This window comes from Rathayibacter sp. AY1D5 (genome assembly GCF_002932515.1).
GTDB lineage: Bacteria > Actinomycetota > Actinomycetes > Actinomycetales > Microbacteriaceae > Rathayibacter.
Genome location: NZ_PSVU01000065.1, coordinates 1 through 16681, shown reverse-complemented (window position 1 = coordinate 16681; position 16681 = coordinate 1). Strand labels below are relative to the sequence as shown.

Below are 16681 nucleotides of genomic sequence, written 5' to 3'. Positions count from 1 at the left end.
TACAAGCCGCGTCCTCGACGCCGACCGCCAGGTCCTCCGCGAATGGGACGAGGAGCCCGGCGACATGACGGACGAATCCGACGAGGAACTGATCGCCCTCGACCTCATCAGCAACCGCCGCGCGACCCTCGACTACACCGACTTCGGAGCGCCCATCGGCTCCACGACCCTGATCCTCCACACGCTCGCACTCTGAGCGCGTGCGCGGGCCGACCCGAAACGGGCCGGCCCGCACGAGGGGGAGAACCCCCTCGACCCCCCGGTCACGCGCGTGGAACGGCCACGTGCGCTCGAGCGGTGGTCAGCGGCGAGGACGCGGCTTGTACTTCTTCCCCGCCCGGATGTTCCGGTTCTCGATCACGCCGACGACCGCCAGGCCGGCGGCCACGGCGACGATCAGCAGCCACCCGAGGACGTTGAACCACTCACCGGTGAACGCCGCGTAGGTCTGCTCACCGGCGATCGCGAAGAGCATGAACGACAGCCCGAACCACACCATCCCGTTGCTGATCAGCGCAGCACGCGCGAGCTTGGTCTGAGGCTTCGACATGCGCCCACCCTCCCACCGGAGGCTGGACGTGTCCACGGGGCCGAGGCGGTTCTAGGGTGAGCGCATGAGCACCCCGACGCCCCGCGAGCTGCTAGCCGTTCACGTCGCCGCCGACCCCTCCGGGATCACCGCCACCTTCACCCTGGGCGACCCGCTCGAGCTGCCCAAGCCGGCCGGATGGTTCACCTACGGCATCGAGCTCACCGGCGCCGACGGCGCAACGGTGAAGCACTTCGGCGTCCGCCTCTCCGACGAGGAGACGAAGGCGTTCGTCTTCGAGTTTGAGAGCGCCACCCAGGCCAACTACGACGCCACCCACGTCACCGACCGCGGCGCCTCCCTCGTCGCCCGGTTCCCGGACTCCTCACTCGGCGTCGACGCGATCCGCTCCGTCACCGGATTCGCCACCATCGAGGGCGAGGACGTCGCCGCCGGCGTCACCGTGCAGCTGCTGACTTAGGAGGACGAGGGGAGCTGCCCTGTGATGACTGCGGACCCGACGTTGACCAGCACGTCGCGACCGATGCCCAGGAGTCCGTTCCGTGCCGCCACCAGGCGCTTGTGTTTCGGCGAGTCCTCTGGCGCGTTCTCCACGAGGGTATCGAGGGCGGCGATCAGTCGTTCGGCGGCGACGTCGGAGCTCGGCCACTGACCCGTCGCTTCAAGCCCCTTGGGGCGTATGCCGGTGACGTAGTTGTCGGGGCCGTCATTGGTGCTCGAATCCTTCACGATGAGGTGCTTGTGTCCGAGATTATTCAGCGCGAGTACAACGTCGTGCTGCGGCCGGCCGATGGCCTCAGCAACTTCCACCGCCTGCACGGAGCGTCTCTGTTCGAGCATCTGAGCGACCGCGATCAGTACGGGGTAGTCCCGACTAGCCCATACGTCAGCGAGGCGAGGCTGTTCGTCCACGATCAGCGATTCCGAACCGGGTCGGCTCGGAACCGAGCGAGCTCGTCGCGCCACGCGGCAACATCAGTTGCGGTCCGGGCGCTGCGCTCGTAGGTAGTGAGGCGATTCTCGATGCCCTCGACCCACTCGTTGAAGCGGCTGACGATAGTCGCGCGCATTCGCTGATCCGCGGAGGTCCCCTTGCTGGCCTGCTCGTGGTCCCAGTTCACCTTGCCGGCCGCGTAGAGCACTGCTGCCTTGTAGTGCTCATCAGAAAGCCATCCGGTCACCCACGGCTCCGCCCCAAGGTCGAGCGCGTCGACCTCGCTCTTGAACGCGGCAATCTTGGTCACCACCCTCGCCCACACGGACCCTGCGACCGGGGTGGATGTGGAGATCGACCCGGTGAAGGCCAGCAGCGAGGTGATGCGGTGGGTGCGGCTGCACCCCACGAACATTGCGCAGAAGGTCGCCGTAATCGTCGAGCACTTCCGTACGAACGTTCGCAGCGAGCTCGGAGGCCGCGCGAAGGCGATGGTGGTCACCGGGTCTCGGAAGGAGGCCGTGCGCTACAAGCTCGCCATCGACGCCTATCTGAAGGAGCACAAGCTCGACGGGCAGCTCGGGGCACTCGTCGCGTTCTCCGGGTCGGTGCTGGACGCGGAGTCGGGGCCGAAGGAGTTCACAGAGACGTCCACGAACGAGGGCCTGAAGGGGCGGTCGTTGGAGGCGGCGTTCGCGGGGGATGAGTTCCAGGTGATGATCGTCGCTAACAAGTTCCAGACCGGCTTCGACCAGCCCCTCCTGGTCGGCATGTACGTCGACAAGAAGCTCTCCGGCATCACGGCCGTGCAGACACTGTCGCGCCTGAACCGGGTGATCCCGGGGAAGGAGAACACGTACGTCATCGACTTCGTCAACGACCCGGACCAGATCCTCGAAGCGTGCCAGACCTACTACGAAGACGCCGAACTGACCCAGCCGTCAGACCCGAACATCATCCACGACATGCTGGCCAAGCTGCGCAGCATGAGCATCATCGACCCCCACGACGTCGACGCCGTCGTCGACGCGTGGCTCACCAAGTCCAGCCACAACACCCTGTACTCGCACATCAAGGCATCCCGCGACGTGTTCTGGACCCGCTGGAACGACGCCGTCGACACCGCCGATGACCTCGAGAAGGGCCGCCTCAACGAGTTCCGCGGAACGATCTTCGCGTTCGTGCGGGCCTACGACTTCCTGTCGCAGATCATGAACTACGGCGACACCGACATCGAGAAGTGGGCCATCTTCCTCCGCGTCTACCGCCGCGTCATCGAGCGGCAAGACGCAGAGCCGTCAGCGATCAACACCGACGACATCGTCCTCACCCACTACCGCCTCCGCAAACTCGACGCCCAGAACCTCGGGCTCACGACAGGGGAGCCCGGGCAGCTGGCCGGCATTACGGCTGCGGGGTCGGCTCAGCCGCGGGAGGCGAAGTACGGGCTGCTGCAAGACGTGATCGACAAGATCAACGGCCTGTTCGCCGGCACCGACGTCGACGAGATTAACGGCGTCAGCGCCACCGAGACGATCCTCCGCCACGTCGTCGACAACCTCAAGATCCAAGCCGAAGCGATGGCCAACACCCCCATCGACTTCGAAACCTCACCCGCCATCGCCGCAGAACTCGAAGACGTCATCTACGCCTCCGCCGCTGGCCACAGCAACGCCATGAAAGCGCTCTTCCAGAAAAGCGACTTCGCATCCATCGTCAACGTGCTCGTCGCCATGGGGCTCTACGAGAAAACCCGCGGCGAAGCCGAACGCGCGGCTAAAGCCAGCTGAATAACCTGCCGAAAGGTCGCTTGAGCGGGGAGTGCTAGTTGTTTTTCAGTTCCTGCTGGGGTTATGTCGCGTTTTCACTCAACTTAAACTGCGCCGTTGTAGCAGCGGCCTCTGGTGTTATTGAACTGCTAGCTCTGCTGCGCAAAGACCTGCGCCGTCGGCGAAGGTAACTCCCGTGTTTGCGGAAAACCCTGCAATGCAGTTTAGGATCTCCCACCCGGAAACGCCGCTAGACGACTGGACAGCCGCGACTGCACTACCAGCGCGTCTAATATTCTCTGTAGTGACCTCGGTATTGGTCGCACGCATCGCCCGCGTGACTGCAGTTTCCATTTCGGAGTAGGAATGATTCCCTTCGAGTACTACCGTCATCTGATAAATCGGATCGTCGTCGAGCGAGGATGAAGATGAGGTCGAGCTCTGAGAGGAGCAACTTCCGAACAATCCGCTGATTAGCACAAGAATCACTATGATTCCCAAGCAGCCTAAACAGCCTGTTTTCTTTGGTTGATTGCTTGTTGTACTCAAGGCTCTCCTGATGTTGCTGCTCTACATCCAGCGCGTGAGGTTGCCGTGGTAAGGCCGACGGCATCTGTGCTCGAATGTGGGGTCCGGTTGAAGGCAATTGAAGCAGACGGAGATCGGCTCAACGGCTTCGGCGACTCGCCAGCCCCGACCGCCATGTGTGTGCCCTTGCCTTGCCGAGTGTGGCTTGCCGGACGGGCAAGGGTGATCTGGCTCTGAAGTGCTCCCATACGTAGCGCCGCGAGGTCGCGTCCCCTTGGAAGGTCACGCTACCGCCCGATGTGCCGATCGCGCAGCCCTCGGTTCTGAGACAGTCGCCGTTGCTCGGCACCTGGTCGCCGCCTTGGAAAACATTAGCTTTCTGAGACAGTCTACTGGGGGTCGTTCCGAGGTTGGCCTGAGCCGGAACGGCGGAGGTCTCGCCGTCTCAACAATTTGTCTCGCAGTACTTCGTCTCAGCAGGGTGCCCGGAGGGGCTTTCCGAGTCAGAATGTGCTCGTGAGGCTTCTAGGTTATACGCGTGTGAGTACGTGGAGTCAGGACGCGCAGTTGCAGCTCGACGCGCTCGTTGCGGCCGGCGTGCAGAAGCGCGACGTGTTCGCTGATGTGACGTCCGGCAGCAAGACCGCGGTCGAGCGGCGCGGGATGAAGAAGCTCCTCGAGTACGCCGAGGACGGGGACACCGTCGTCGTCTGGAGAGTAGACCGGCTCGGCCGGTCGCTGATCGACGTCTTGAACACGGTGAACCTGTTGCGTGAGCGCGGCGTGCAGGTCCGGTCGATCTCCGACGGCATCGATCCGTCGACGTCGGCCGGTCGGCTGATGCTGAACATGCTCGCCACGCTCGCGGAGTACGAGCGGGAGCTCATCGTCGAGCGAGTCAACGCCGGCATCGCCGCTGCCCGTGCGAGCGGGACGCGCTTCGGCCGTCCTCGGTCGGATCCTGCGGTGATCGCGGACAAGCTCGCGATCGCCGCGGACGCTCGAGCGCATGGCCGCACGGCTGAGGATTCTGCCCGTCTCGTCGGGTGGAGTCGCGCGACGCTCTATCGCCACCAGGCGGACGCGGCTGGGCGCGCGGCTACTGGAGAGCAGTCGGCATCCCGGTAGGGGACTGCGCTGTGGTCGCGATTCGCTGGACTGCATGGACCCGGTCCTGTGCGGATCGTGAAAGGCGACGGCGGACGCCGACGGTGACGCCGATTCAGTGGACCGCGTCGTAGGCCTCCTGCGCGCGTGCGGGGATGGGGCCGCGCGGCGACACCTCGTGTCCGTTCTCAGCCGCCCATTCCCGGATCGCCTTCAGCCGTTGCGGGCCATTCTGCGTTCGGGCAGAGGACGCGGACGGCGCCGCGAAGCGTTCCCGGCGCACGCGGCGGCCGGCGGTCGCGTACTTCTCGGAAACACCGCGCAGCTCGGCCGCGTTCTCCGCGGACAGATCTATTTCGTAGTTCACGCCCTCGATCGAAAATTTCACGGTTCCACCGGCGGCGATCGCGGAGCCGTTCAGATCATCGATCAGAGTCAGCGTCTGTGCCATCAGGGGTATCTCCAAGCAGAGGGAAAGGGCGGCCGTCTTGTTTCCAGCAGTCGTCCACTCCCGGCCCGTCGCCCTGTTCTGTGCGGCGCAAACCTAGCCTGGCAGAGTAATGCTCGTAGCCGCGAGCGGACCGTGCGAGCCGCCTTCTCGGATCGGTTCAGCGGGTGCAAGTGGTCACGGTGTCGACCGGAGACGGCCGTGGAGCCGATGCCCGTCGACGCCGCGTCGTGGGCGGCGGGGAGGGATACGTCGCAGAGTTCTGCTTTTCGGGCGTCACTGGGCCAGTCCGCGAGAGCTGCCTATACCCGTGTCGCGGACAGTGCCGTTCGTACAAGCCGCCCGAGGTCTCGTGCGACCAGGCACTCCAGCCGGCGCCAGTCCTCAGCTGTGAGGAGTAGGTACTTGTGTCGCGCGAGCCCCCTCTCCCCTCGAATTCTTCAACGTCTGAGATGAAACGACCAGAATGATAAACATCTTCCGGGTTTCACATGGCGTTTTGGCTTCCAAGATCAAGAGAACTGAAGCGTTAGATGGCGGCTTCGGGTCGTGTGGATACTTTGCTCGCAAGGGGGTGGGGCGCAACCTGGATGAGAGCCGCAGGGAACACCTCATCAGGTGCTTCCCTGCGGCTATCATCGATAAGTGCGTTTATTGTCTAGAACTATTACTCGCCAAGATCTCGACGCGAACGGATAACAGAATAAACAAGGAGAGTCACGGCGCCGACAAGCGGAATCAGAACAGTGACCAGGAGCCAGGCCAACTTCTCACCACGTGGAGCGGAGCGCCTCCAGTTGACCACGAGAGCCAGCGTGGTCAGTGCTACATACAATGTGATCCAGGCATAGCTTGCGATGTCGAGTCCAAGCCCTGGGCTGATCTCATCTGTCGCGTTACTCATTGATGTTCTCCTTAGGACTGGGTCGCCCAGGCGCGGTCTCCGCCGACATTCAGAGCAACCCAGACGTTCCAGCTTCCCCAAGGAGCCGTCACGTCGCTCTGTCCTCGGAGTACTGCCGGGCCGGAGAACCCCTCACTCATCTTCTTGACCGTGAAAGTTGGGCTCGAGCACGTCATCGGGCTGCATCGCTGCCACGTCATGCCTGTTCCGATGATCTGATCGTAGCCGCCCTGAATAAGTGAGTAGCTGGCTACGAACCCGGCCTGGATCGCGCCGGCCGACCATGTCGCTGTGACCGAGCACCCATTCGAGTTCTGGTATCCCGAGCCCGTCTGCACGGAGCAACCGCCGATCTGAGCCATTGTGGCGACTCCTCCAGGAGTGCCGGATGGGCTCTCCACTGCAACAGTGTTCGCGGAACCGTCCGGAAAGATCGACACTGTCACGAGGTCTCCATCGTCGGCTAGCGGGCCATCTCCTATTTGAACGTAGGAGTGAGACGAAACGGGTTCCGCGCCCAAGAATGCGTCCACGGGCTGTCCGCTTTCGAGTTTGGAGACCAGCGCTTCGACGGTGGCAGGTTCGGTACCGAGTGATGCATAGCCGGCGCGCATATCCGCCCACGGATCTTCTGTCGGGGCTGCTGTCGAGAGCGGTGCGGCTGCTCCGGCGCCAAGAAGTACTGCGGCCACGCATGCAAGACCTCGGATCTTTTCGGAGAGGGTTTTGAGTTCGATCGACGACATGTCGTACTTCCCTTCAATCGGCGGGTTCTCGCCGGACGCAGGCTTGCATCCGCAGTCGCAGAACCGTCTCATTGAGGCTCGTGAGTGTCAAGAGTCATCGTCCGAGTGGCGGGATAAGTGGCGCACTCGGATATGGAGTTGTACTCGCCTTTCAGTGAGTGCGACTCTGGTTGTACTTGAAAGCCAAATCGGACCCGGCTTGCGGGCTCATTTTGCGCGGAAGCGGCGGGCTTCGCTCCGAGATGAAGGACAGAAGCGGTGCGGTAGCCGGAATCCGCGCCGAACGATCTCGAAATGACCACATGAGTATATTTCACGTTCTAAGGGAGAGGGGGCACTGTTGTGCTCATGACAAGTTCGAACTGTCGCAGAAGACCGGCGGAACCTCTTCAGGATCGGGCTCGTCGCTCACGAGCGGCGTTCGTCGCGGCGGCACGGGACGTCGTCATCGACGCCGGCCGAGATCGGGCGACGACTGCCGAGGTGGCCGCACGTGCGGGTGTCGGGATAGGAACTCTCTACCGATATTTCCTATATTTAGGAGACGTGCTCGAGGCCGTCTATGCCCAGGATGCGATCTATGCCAGATATCAAGCGGTGCTGAGAGCCGCGCACGCAGCGGCGAATTCTGAGGACTCCGAGACGCTCGCGGTGGAGGCTCTCCAGAAGCTCATAGAGGAACTGAGAGCGGAGTCGCTCCTCGAAAGCGATCTGCGTCTCTACGCTTAGTCGCAGGAGCCTGGCCGCGGCGCACGGAGGCGTGTCCGCCGGCACGAGGCCCCGGTTCGTCTACCGGACTCTCGCAGTGAAGTATTCGCCGGGGGAACTGCTAGCGCCCAGCGCCCGCCCGCTCCCCGAATTCCACGAGCTTCGCGAACAGGTCCTCGATCAGCCAGCGGGTGTCGAACGCCTCGCAGACCCGGATCGTGTGCGGTCCTGCGTCGGGCAGGAGCTCGCCGTCCGCGGAGAACCTCGGCGCGCGGCGCTCCCGCCAGCGCCCGCCGGCGGGGTTCATCACGGCGCCGATCGCCGGGCTGTCGCCCAGCGATCGGAAGTCGAGCGGACCGTACGGGATGGTGTCGTTGAACGCGATCAGCTGGTCCACCAGGTAGTCGCCGAGGGGGCTGGTTCCGCGCAGCCGCGTGCGGAGCTCGGCGTGCCCGACTCCGACTCCGGAGTACACGGGCATCGGGATCTGCCAGAGGGCGATGCCCGACTCGAGGACGCGGTTCGCGGCGTCGACGTCGTTGATCAGGTTGAACTCGGGGCTGTAGGCGGGGATCTCGTCGTAGGGCGGGCCGCCGACCCAGACGACCACGACGTCGCGCGAGGCGATCGACGGCTCGAGCAGCAGGGCGGCGGCGACGTCGGTCAGCGGCCCGAGCACGGCGATCCACAGGCGGCCCTCGTCGCGCAGCGCCTCGGCCACGATCAGGCGGGCGCCGTCCGACGCCGCCGCGGGCAGGGCCGACTCGGCGCCATCGACGACGGTCACCGTCGAACCCGCCAACTCCACGATGCGGTCGATCTCGGCGCGCGACTCCGCCATGCTCCCCGGCCGGCCGAAGTGCGCCGCCACTAGACCGCGGACGTCGAGGGTCTCGGTCAGCAGCGCCTGGACGATCGCGAACTGGTCGTCGGCCTCGTTCGCGGCGTCGGTGCTGACGATCAGGCGGTGCGGGGGAGGCGGGGTCATGCGGACTCGCGCTGCACGAGGGTCGTCGCGAGGATCGGCTGCCGGTCGACCGGGCGGCCCTGCACGACGGCAACGACGGTCTCGGCGGCGACGCGGCCCATGTCCTCCAGGGGCTGCCGGATGGTCGTGAGGGTCGGATCCGAGGTGGTCGCGATGACGACGTCGTCGAAGCCGATGACGGAGACGTCGGCGGGGACGCGGCGGCCGGACGCCTGGAGCACGCGGATCGCGCCGTTGGCCATCAGGTCGGAGGAGGCGAAGACGCCGTCGAGGTCGGGGTGGCGCTGCAGGAGGCGCGCCATCGCGGCGGAACCGCTCTCGAGGGTGAAGGCGCCGTGCACGATCGGGCTGGAGTCGAGGCCGAGCTCGGTCAGCTCGTCGCGCCAGCCGCGGATGCGGTCGCGGGCGGGCTCCATGTCGTGCGGGCCGGCGATGATGCCCAGGCGCCGGCGGCCGGAGTCGGCGAGCGCGCGGGCGGCGAGGCGGCCGCCTCCGTAGTTGTCGGAGTCGATGACGATCGCGTCCTCGGGCAGGGCGACGCGCGGGCGGCCGACCCAGGCGATCGGCACGGGGGAGTCGGCCAGCGCCTGGGCGAGGTGGGTGATCTCGTGCTGGAGGATCACGATCGCGCCGTCGACGGCCCGCGAGCGGAGGAAGCGGGGGATGCGGTCGCTGTCGTCGTGGTCGGCGGGCAGCAGCACGGGCTGCACCTCGCCGGCGTACAGGCCCTTAGCGGCGCCCTTCAGCACCGAGGTGAAGAACGTCCCGGTGAGGCTGTCGAGCTCGTTGAAGGCGACGATCAGGGCGATGGCCCCGGCCCGCCCGCCGCGGAGCATCCGGGCGGCGCTGTTCGCCTCGTAGCCGAGGGACTTCGCGGCGCGCTCGACCGCGGCGGTCATCCGGACGTCGACATTGGTGCCGCCTGCGAGCACCCGGGCGGCGGTGGCGCGCGAGACGCCCGCGGCCTGGGCGACGTCCACCAGCGTGGGTCGAGTCATGCTGCTTCCTTCTGCGAGGGGAGGTTCCGGCTTCCGCGCCTCCCCGCGGAGCACGGTGGGGAGAACGTCGGAGTGAAGACTCGCACGGGGCGGCGGGCGGCCGTCCGGAACTGCTCGATTTGCGAAACTTCCCTTTGATACTACGCGGAGATCGTTATCTCGCGGAGACCGGTTCTCGCTTGCATCGTGCTCGCGGGCGGGTTAGGTTGGCCGCCAAGAGATCGTTCTCTGAGGCCCGCCCTCACCGAAACCCTGCGAATCCCCAACGAAGAGGAATTGTCGTGAAAAGAAGCCTGACGGCCGTAGCCGCCGCAGCAGCAGTAGTCGCGCTCACCCTGACCGGGTGCTCGTCCGGAGGGGGAGGAGGCGCCTCGGACGACCCGAACGCCGAAGCCACCTTCTGGTCCTTCACCGGCATCAACGCCAAGGACAGCGTCGACGAGTACCTCGCGAAGATGCCCGACGCGAAGATCAAGCTCTCCGAGGTCGGCAGCACGACCGAGACCGCCACCGCCCTCACCGCGGCCCTCGCCGGCGGCAAGGTGCCCGACCTGGTCATGATCCAGAACGACGACCTGCCCCAGTTCGTCGCCAACAGCTCGAACTTCCTCGACCTGCGCACCCTCGGCGGCGACGACGTCGCCTCCACCTACCTCCCGTGGGCCGCCTCCGCCGCGACCGCCGACGACGGCTCCGTCGTGGGTGTCCCGACCGACGTCGGCGGACTGGGCTTCGCCTACCGCGCCGACCTCTTCGAGCAGGCCGGCCTGCCGACCGAGCCCGACCAGGTCGCCGAGCTCTGGAAGGACTGGCCGTCCTTCATCGAGACCGGCAAGAAGTACACCGAGGCGACCGGCAAGCCGTTCGTCGACAACATCGAGACCAGCGTCTTCTTCTCGACCGTCAACCAGGTCTCGGAGAAGTACTACTCGCCCGACGGCGAGCTGGTCTACGACACCAACCCGCAGGTGAAGGACGCGTTCCAGGTCGCCGTGGACACCAAGGACGCCGGCATCAGCGCCGGCATCGCCGCCTGGTCCTCGGGCTGGGCTCCGGGCCGCGCGAACGGCGCCTTCGCCGTGACGATCGCCCCCTCGTGGATCCTCGCCGGCATCAAGACCGACGCCCCCGACACCGCCGGCAACTGGCGCGTCACCAGCGTCCCCGGCATCGGCGGCAACTGGGGCGGCAGCGTCATCGCCATCCCCGCCCGCGCCGAGCACCCCGAGGCCGCCTGGCAGTACATCAAGACGATGATGTCGGCCGAGGGCCAGACCGACCACTTCAAGGCCTCGGGCACGCTGCCCGCCGCCACCGAGGCGGTCGCCAGCGAAGAGGTCCAGTCGTACACCGACCCGTTCTTCGGCGACTCGAAGATCGGCGAGGTCATGGCCACCTCCGTCGAGCAGTTCCCGTCCTTCTACAACGGACCGGACACCACCCCGATCAACGGGGCGCTCCTCAACACCCTCGTCGAGCTGGAGGCCGGCAACGTGACCTCCGACAAGGCGTGGTCGACCGCACTCGACACGGCCAAGCAGGCCATCGGCGGCTGATCGCCCCACCCACCCGAGCGGCCCGGCGCCTCGCGCGCCGGGCCCCTCCCCCCTTTCTCGACGGAGGTACTCCCGTGTCAACGGTGACAGCAGCACCACCCCGCAAGCAGCGCAAGCAGCCCAGCGCGCCGGTCCAGAAGGCCGCGCGGATCCGCAACTCCCTCTCGGAGCGGATCGCCCCCTACGCGTACGTCGCGCCCTTCTTCATCATCTTCATCGTCTTCGGGCTCTTCCCGCTCCTGTTCACGTTCTACGTCTCGCTCTTCGACTGGAACCCGATCGGCGAGCAGACCTTCGTCGGCATCGCCAACTTCCAGCAGCTCTTCGCCGACTCCCGGTTCTGGAACGCGCTGGTCAACACCTTCGGCATCTTCATCATCTCGACGGTGCCCCAGCTGCTGTTCGCCCTCTTCCTCGCGCACCTGCTGAACCACGCCCGCCTCCGCTGGGCGAACTTCTTCCGCATGGCGCTGCTGGTGCCGTACATCACCTCCGTCGCGGCGACCGCGATCGTGTTCGCGCAGATCTTCGACAAGAACTTCGGCCTGATCAACTGGTTCCTCGGCATCTTCGGACTGCCGTCGATCAACTTCCTCGCCACGAACTACGGCTCCTGGATCGTCATCTCGACGATGGTCTTCTGGCGCTGGTTCGGCTACAACACGCTCCTCTACCTGGCGGGCCTGCAGTCGCTGCCCCGCGAGATGTTCGAGGCGGCCTCCGTCGACGGCGCGTCCAGCTGGCAGCAGTTCCGCCACCTGACGATCCCGGCGCTGCGCCCGATCATCGTCTTCACCGTGATCATGTCGACCATCGGCGGTCTGCAGATCTTCACGGAGGCGCTCCTGGTGTCTCCCGAATCGGGCCTCACCTGCGGCGCCGGCCGGCAGTGCCAGACGCTGGCGCTCTTCCTCTACGAGCAGGGCTTCGGCCAGTTCAAGTTCGGCTACGGATCCGCCATCGGCGTCGTGCTGTTCGTGATCGTGGTCCTCGTCTCCCTCCTCAACTTCTACCTCTCCACCCGCACCCGGAAGGAGGCCGTCTGATGTCGGATGTGATCGACCAGGCCGTCCCGCAGACGCTGGCCCCCACGGTCCAGAAGGCACAGCTGCCGAAGCGGCGCGGGAAGGGCGGCGGAGTCGGCTGGCCGACCTACGTCTTCCTCGTGATCGCGGTGCTCGTCTCGATCTTCCCGCTCTACTACATGTTCGTCGTCGCGTCGGTCGGAGCGACCGCCGTCACGTCGATCCCGCCGCGCCTGTACCCGGGCACGAACTTCATGGCGATCGCCGAGAAGGTGTTCGACACCGTCCCGTTCATCGCCTCGATGCTGAACAGCCTCATCGTGTCGCTGAGCATCGCCGTCATCTCGGCGATCCTCTGCGCGATGGCCGGCTTCGCCTTCGCGAAGCTGCAGTTCCCGGGCCGCAACGTGCTGTTCCTCATCGTGCTGCTGACCATGACGGTGCCGGCGCAGCTGAGCATCATCCCGCAGTACCTGATCGTCTCGGCGCTCGACTGGGTCGACACCCTCCAGGCGATCATCGTGCCGGGCCTGGCCAGCGCCTTCGGCATCTTCTGGATGCGGCAGCACATGTCCACGACGGTCAGCGACGAGCTGATCCAGGCGGCCCGCATCGACGGCGCCAACTCGTGGCAGCTGTTCTGGCGCATCGCCTTCCCGGTGGTCCGCCCCGCGGCGTTCGTCCTCGGACTGATCACCTTCACCGCGGTCTGGAACGACTTCATGTGGCCGTTCATCGTCCTCAAGTCGCCGGAGCTGTTCACGGTGCAGATCGCGCTGAAGCAGCTGCAGGCCAACCGCTCGATCGACGTCGCCCTGGCGATGGGCGGATCGTTCATGGCCACCCTTCCGCTGCTGATCGCGTTCTTCTTCGTCGGCCGCCGGATGGTGTCCGGGATCATGGACGGGGCGTTCAAGGGCTGATGCACGACGCTTCCCCAGCACTGCCCGGGACGGACGCCGTGCGTCCTCCCGGGCGGGACTGGCGGGACCGCGCTCTGCCTCCGGCCGAGCGCGCCCGCCTCCTGACCCAGGAACTCACCCTCGAGGAGAAGGCGGCGCAGCTCGGCTCCGTCTGGCTCACCGACTCCGCCGACGACTTCGCCCCGAAGCTCGACGACGGGCCCGCCGCGGGCGAGGACCTCTTCACCGGCGGCCTCGGCCAGCTGACCCGCGTGTTCGGCACCGAGCCGGTCACCGTCCCGGAGGGCGTCCGCCGGCTCCGCGAGCTGCAGGAGCGCGTGGTCGCCGGCAGCCGCCTCGGCATCCCGGCCATCGCGCACGAGGAGTGCCTCACCGGCCTGGCCGCGTACGGCGCGACCGCGTTCCCCACTCCGCTCGCCTGGGCGGCCACCTTCCACGAGGAGCTCGTGGGCGAGATGGCGGAGGCGATCGGCTCGGACATGCGCGCCCTCGGCATCCACCAGGGCCTCGCCCCGGTCGTCGACGTCGTGAAGGACTACCGCTGGGGCCGCGTCGAGGAGACCCTCGGCGAGGACCCGTACCTGGTCTCGCAGCTCGGTGCCGCCTACGTGGCGGGGCTGGAGGGGACCGGCGTCGTCGCGACGCTGAAGCACTTCGCCGGGTACGCGGCCTCCCGCGGCGCCCGCAACCACGGACCCGTGAGCATGGGGCCGCGCGAGCTCGCCGACACGGTGCTGCCTCCGTTCGAGGCCGCGCTGCGGCACGGCGGCGCCCGCAGCGTGATGACCTCGTACACCGACATCGACGGGGTGCCCAGCAGCGCCAGCCGGCACCTGCTGACGACGCTGCTCCGCGACCGCTGGGGCTTCGAGGGCACGGTCGTCGCCGACTACTGGGCGGTGCCGTTCCTCCAGGCCATGCACCACGTGGCGGTCGACGCGGCCGACGCGGGGCGCCTGGCGCTGCACGCGGGGGTCGACGTCGAGCTGCCGCAGACGGCGGCGTACGGCGAGCTGCCGCGCCTGATCCGCGAGGGCGTCGTCGACGAGGCCGACCTCGACCGCTCCGTGGCCAGGCACCTGCGCCACAAGTTCGAGGCGGGCCTGCTCGACGGCGGCCCGCTGGTGCCCGAGGGAGCCGAGGACGTCGACCTCGACAGTGCCCGCAACCGCGCGATCTCGTCGCGGATCGCGGAGGAGTCGGTCGTGCTGCTGCGCGACGAGGACGTCGCGGGGCTGCTGTCCTCCGGCTCGCTCGCCGTCGTGGGACCGGCCGCGGACCAGTTCCGCAGCCTGGTCGGCTGCTACGCGTTCCCCAACCACGTGCTCTCCAAGCACCCCGGGCACGACCTCGGCCTGTCGATCCCGACGGTGCTGACGGCGCTGCAGGAGGAGTTCGGCGCGTCGCGCGTGCGCTTCGCGGAGGGCGGCTCGATCACCTCCGCGTCGACCGACGGCGTGCAGGAGGCGGTGGACCTCGTCCGCGGCTCCGACGCGGCGGTCGTCGTGGTCGGCGACATAGCCGGGCTCTTCGGCGACGGCACCTCGGGCGAGGGCTGCGACGCGGCCGACCTCCGCCTCCCCGGAGCGCAGGAGCCGCTGGTGACGGCCGTGCTCGAGACCGGCGTGCCCACCGTGGTGGTCGTCCTCTCGGGCCGGCCCTACGCGCTCGGAGCGTTCGGAGCGGCGCGCGGACTCGTGCAGGCGTTCTTCCCGGGAGCGGACGGGGCGGCCGCGGTCGCCGGCGTGCTCTCGGGCCGCGTGGCTCCGACCGGGCGGCTGCCCGTGCAGATCCCGCGGCTCCCGTCCGCGTCGACCACGTACCTGCAGCCGTCGCTCGGGCTCTCGAACCCCGGGATCACGGCGCTGGACGCGACTCCGCTCTACCCGTTCGGCTACGGGCTGACCCGCGGTGCGGTGACGTATACGGAGCTGGCGACGGCGGCGGAGCTGCCGGTCGGCGGATCGCTCGACGTGGCGGTATCGCTCCGGAACGACGGCGCCGACACGGTCGAGGTGGTGCAGCTCTACGCGGGCTACCCGACCTCGGCGGTGGTGCGGCCGGTCGCGCAGCTGATCGGCTTCGCGCGCGTGCCGATCGCGGCGGGCGAGACGCTGACGGTGCACTTGCACGTCGACGCGGCCCGGCTCGCGGTGACGGGGGAGGACGGCCGGCTCGCCGTGGACCCGGGGCCGCTGCGGCTGACGGCCGGCGCCTCGGCGGCGGACGCGGCGGTGACGGCGGAGGTGTCGATCACGGGGGAGCGGCGGCTGCTCGCCGAGCGGGCGCTGCGGACCCCCTGGTCGGTGGCGCGAGGCTGAGCGGTCGGCGCCTCAGGGGGGAGGCGCCGGCCGCTCGCGGGGGGCGGGCCGGCGGTGCCGGCTCGCGAGTCCGCAGAAGTCGCGGTACTCGCGCGCGAGTCCTGCGACTTCTGCGGGGTCGTCGGCCCGGAGCGCGACGGCCGCGTAGCACCGCAGGCGCACAGCGCAAGGGGCCCGCGCAAGCCGGGGGCCCGGCCTAGCGTGGAAGGAGCGGCGCCGCCGGTGGCGGGCCGCGGAGAAGACCGATGCAGAGGAGAGTCATGCCCGCCCTGACCGACACGTTCACGCTGTCCAACGGAGTCGCCATCCCGAAGATCGGATTCGGCACCTGGCAGATCCCCGACGGCCCCGAGGCCTACGACGCGACGACCGCCGCGCTCGAGGCCGGCTACCGCCACATCGACACCGCCCGCGCCTACGGCAACGAGGCGAGCGTCGCCCGGGCACTGCGCGATAGCGGCGTCCCGCGCGACGAGGTGTTCATCACCACCAAGCTCCCGGCCGAGGTGAAGGACTACGAGGGCGCGAAGGCGAGCTTCGAGACCACCATGGCGGCGCTCGAGCTCGACCACGTCGACCTGTACCTCATCCACGCCCCGTGGCCCTGGCAGGACATGGGCTCCGACCACCGCGAGGGCAACATCGCGGCGTGGAAGGCGATGGAGGAGATCCTCGAGGCCGGTCGCTCGCGCGCCATCGGCGTCTCGAACTTCCAGGTCGCCGATCTGGAGTCGCTGATCGCGGCGACCGACGTGGTGCCGCACGCCAACCAGATCCGCTGGTTCGTCGGCAACACCCAGGACGAGACGACCGCGTACTGCAAGGAGCACGGCATCCTCGTCGAGGGGTACTCGCCGCTCGCGACGGGCGGCCTGCTCGACAACTCCGACATCGGCGAGATCGCCGCGAAGTACGACAAGTCGGTGGCGCAGCTCTGCATCCGCTACCTGCTCGAGAAGGACGTGCTGCCGCTGCCGAAGTCGACGACGCCCTCGCGCATCGTCGAGAACGCCGACGTCGACTTCGAGATCTCGTCCGAGGACCTCGCGCACCTCGACTCGCTCGTCGACACGGAGTCCTGACCCGCGGTCGCCCGCTCCTGACGGTCCGGAGGCCGTCGCACTCGAGCTCGAGTGCGGCGGCCTCCGTCGTCTCGGCGCGTCCGCCGCCGCCTCC

18 protein-coding genes and 1 pseudogene are annotated in these 16681 nt (G+C 67.4%); 11 read left to right on the top strand and 8 right to left on the bottom strand.

Features of this window, described 5'->3' with window-relative positions:
• On the top strand, positions 1-196 hold a 196-nt coding region (locus C5C82_RS17880; RefSeq protein ID WP_219814853.1), incomplete at its 5' end, for a hypothetical protein.
• Positions 197-301: 105 nt separating this feature from the next.
• Here C5C82_RS17880 and C5C82_RS15515 read toward each other — a convergent pair.
• Positions 302-550: a hypothetical protein gene (locus C5C82_RS15515; protein ID WP_104355322.1), complete on the bottom strand. Its 249-nt coding sequence runs from the start codon at positions 548-550 to the stop codon at positions 302-304.
• A 64-nt stretch (positions 551-614) separates the two neighbouring features.
• On the opposite strand from C5C82_RS15515, the gene C5C82_RS15510 reads away from it, so the two are divergent.
• Positions 615-1010, top strand: a complete 396-nt coding sequence (locus tag C5C82_RS15510) for a hypothetical protein (RefSeq protein WP_104355321.1) — start codon at positions 615-617, stop codon at positions 1008-1010.
• On the opposite strand, the gene C5C82_RS15505 is transcribed toward C5C82_RS15510, so the two are convergent.
• On the bottom strand, positions 1007-1369 hold the full coding sequence (locus tag C5C82_RS15505; protein WP_146086011.1) for a hypothetical protein: 363 nt from the start codon (positions 1367-1369) through the stop codon (positions 1007-1009). The genes C5C82_RS15510 and C5C82_RS15505 overlap by 4 nt on opposite strands.
• Positions 1370-1464: 95 nt before the next feature.
• Positions 1465-1794 (bottom strand): hypothetical protein, encoded by a 330-nt coding sequence (locus C5C82_RS15500; RefSeq protein WP_146086010.1) that lies wholly within the window; start codon positions 1792-1794, stop codon positions 1465-1467.
• On the opposite strand from C5C82_RS15500, the gene C5C82_RS15495 reads away from it, so the two are divergent.
• Together C5C82_RS15495 and C5C82_RS15490 are read left to right on the top strand one after the other, a co-directional pair.
• A complete protein-coding gene (locus tag C5C82_RS15495) occupies positions 1787-3274 on the top strand; it encodes a type I restriction endonuclease subunit R (RefSeq protein ID WP_104355318.1) in 1488 nt (495 codons plus the stop codon). The two genes, C5C82_RS15500 and C5C82_RS15495, sit on opposite strands and share 8 nt — an antisense overlap.
• 1023 nt (positions 3275-4297) lie before the next feature.
• Positions 4298-4909 (top strand): recombinase family protein, encoded by a 612-nt coding sequence (locus C5C82_RS15490; protein ID WP_104355323.1) that lies wholly within the window; start codon positions 4298-4300, stop codon positions 4907-4909.
• Positions 4910-5003: 94 nt separating this feature from the next.
• Here the strand turns inward: C5C82_RS15490 and C5C82_RS15485 are convergent, their stop codons facing one another.
• The 3 genes from C5C82_RS15485 to C5C82_RS17365 form a co-directional block, all read right to left on the bottom strand.
• Positions 5004-5339: an Lsr2 family protein gene (locus C5C82_RS15485; RefSeq protein WP_104247059.1), complete on the bottom strand. Its 336-nt coding sequence runs from the start codon at positions 5337-5339 to the stop codon at positions 5004-5006.
• Between the two features lie 664 nt (positions 5340-6003).
• On the bottom strand, positions 6004-6240 hold the full coding sequence (locus tag C5C82_RS18275; RefSeq protein WP_104355317.1) for a PLDc N-terminal domain-containing protein: 237 nt from the start codon (positions 6238-6240) through the stop codon (positions 6004-6006).
• A gap of 11 nt (positions 6241-6251) precedes the next feature.
• Positions 6252-6986, bottom strand: coding sequence for a hypothetical protein (locus tag C5C82_RS17365; RefSeq protein WP_146082929.1), 735 nt, complete (start codon positions 6984-6986; stop codon positions 6252-6254).
• Positions 6987-7334: 348 nt separating this feature from the next.
• Here C5C82_RS17365 and C5C82_RS18270 point away from each other — a divergent pair.
• Both C5C82_RS18270 and C5C82_RS18110 read left to right on the top strand, forming a co-directional pair.
• Positions 7335-7505 (top strand): annotated as a pseudogene (locus C5C82_RS18270) (hypothetical protein); the annotation flags it as partial.
• A gap of 27 nt (positions 7506-7532) precedes the next feature.
• Positions 7533-7715: a hypothetical protein gene (locus C5C82_RS18110; RefSeq protein ID WP_258066153.1), complete on the top strand. Its 183-nt coding sequence runs from the start codon at positions 7533-7535 to the stop codon at positions 7713-7715.
• Positions 7716-7815: 100 nt separating this feature from the next.
• Here the strand turns inward: C5C82_RS18110 and C5C82_RS15470 are convergent, their stop codons facing one another.
• Together C5C82_RS15470 and C5C82_RS15465 are read right to left on the bottom strand one after the other, a co-directional pair.
• Positions 7816-8682 carry a nucleoside hydrolase gene (locus C5C82_RS15470; protein ID WP_104355315.1) on the bottom strand — a complete coding sequence of 289 codons (867 nt, stop codon included), beginning with the start codon at positions 8680-8682 and terminating at the stop codon, positions 7816-7818.
• Entirely contained in the window at positions 8679-9680 is a 1002-nt protein-coding gene (locus C5C82_RS15465; protein ID WP_104224675.1) for a LacI family DNA-binding transcriptional regulator, read from the bottom strand. Before C5C82_RS15465 ends, C5C82_RS15470 begins: the two co-directional genes overlap by 4 nt.
• Before the next feature lie 281 nt (positions 9681-9961).
• Here C5C82_RS15465 and C5C82_RS15460 point away from each other — a divergent pair, with 281 nt between their 5' ends.
• The 5 genes from C5C82_RS15460 to C5C82_RS15440 all read left to right on the top strand — a co-directional run bounded on the left by C5C82_RS15460 (position 9962) and on the right by C5C82_RS15440 (position 16587).
• On the top strand, positions 9962-11236 hold the full coding sequence (locus C5C82_RS15460; RefSeq protein ID WP_104226495.1) for an extracellular solute-binding protein: 1275 nt from the start codon (positions 9962-9964) through the stop codon (positions 11234-11236).
• Between the two features lie 83 nt (positions 11237-11319).
• Entirely contained in the window at positions 11320-12282 is a 963-nt protein-coding gene (locus C5C82_RS15455; protein ID WP_104355314.1) for a carbohydrate ABC transporter permease, read from the top strand.
• Entirely contained in the window at positions 12282-13184 is a 903-nt protein-coding gene (locus C5C82_RS15450) for a carbohydrate ABC transporter permease (protein WP_104224678.1), read from the top strand. The genes C5C82_RS15455 and C5C82_RS15450 overlap by 1 nt, the downstream gene beginning before the upstream one ends.
• Positions 13184-15505, top strand: a complete 2322-nt coding sequence (locus tag C5C82_RS15445; protein ID WP_104355313.1) for a glycoside hydrolase family 3 N-terminal domain-containing protein — start codon at positions 13184-13186, stop codon at positions 15503-15505. Before C5C82_RS15450 ends, C5C82_RS15445 begins: the two co-directional genes overlap by 1 nt.
• A 260-nt stretch (positions 15506-15765) precedes the next feature.
• Complete coding sequence (locus C5C82_RS15440) at positions 15766-16587, top strand: aldo/keto reductase (RefSeq protein ID WP_104226493.1); 822 nt, start codon at positions 15766-15768, stop codon at positions 16585-16587.
• The last annotated feature ends 94 nt before the right edge of the window (positions 16588-16681 follow it).

Bases quoted from the DNA above. Each gene is read 5' to 3' on its own strand.
- C5C82_RS15515 (WP_104355322.1), bottom strand. From the start codon at position 550: ATGTCGAAGCCTCAGACCAAGCTCGCGCGTGCTGCGCTGATCAGCAAC.
- C5C82_RS15510 (WP_104355321.1), top strand. From the start codon at position 615: ATGAGCACCCCGACGCCCCGCGAGCTGCTAGCCGTTCACGTCGCCGCC.
- C5C82_RS15485 (WP_104247059.1), bottom strand. From the start codon at position 5,339: ATGGCACAGACGCTGACTCTGATCGATGATCTGAACGGCTCCGCGATC.
- C5C82_RS18275 (WP_104355317.1), bottom strand. From the start codon at position 6,240: ATGAGTAACGCGACAGATGAGATCAGCCCAGGGCTTGGACTCGACATC.
- C5C82_RS17365 (WP_146082929.1), bottom strand. From the start codon at position 6,986: ATGTCGTCGATCGAACTCAAAACCCTCTCCGAAAAGATCCGAGGTCTT.
- C5C82_RS15470 (WP_104355315.1), bottom strand. From the start codon at position 8,682: ATGACCCCGCCTCCCCCGCACCGCCTGATCGTCAGCACCGACGCCGCG.
- C5C82_RS15465 (WP_104224675.1), bottom strand. From the start codon at position 9,680: ATGACTCGACCCACGCTGGTGGACGTCGCCCAGGCCGCGGGCGTCTCG.
- C5C82_RS15450 (WP_104224678.1), top strand. From the start codon at position 12,282: ATGTCGGATGTGATCGACCAGGCCGTCCCGCAGACGCTGGCCCCCACG.
- C5C82_RS15445 (WP_104355313.1), top strand. From the start codon at position 13,184: ATGCACGACGCTTCCCCAGCACTGCCCGGGACGGACGCCGTGCGTCCT.
- C5C82_RS15440 (WP_104226493.1), top strand. From the start codon at position 15,766: ATGCCCGCCCTGACCGACACGTTCACGCTGTCCAACGGAGTCGCCATC.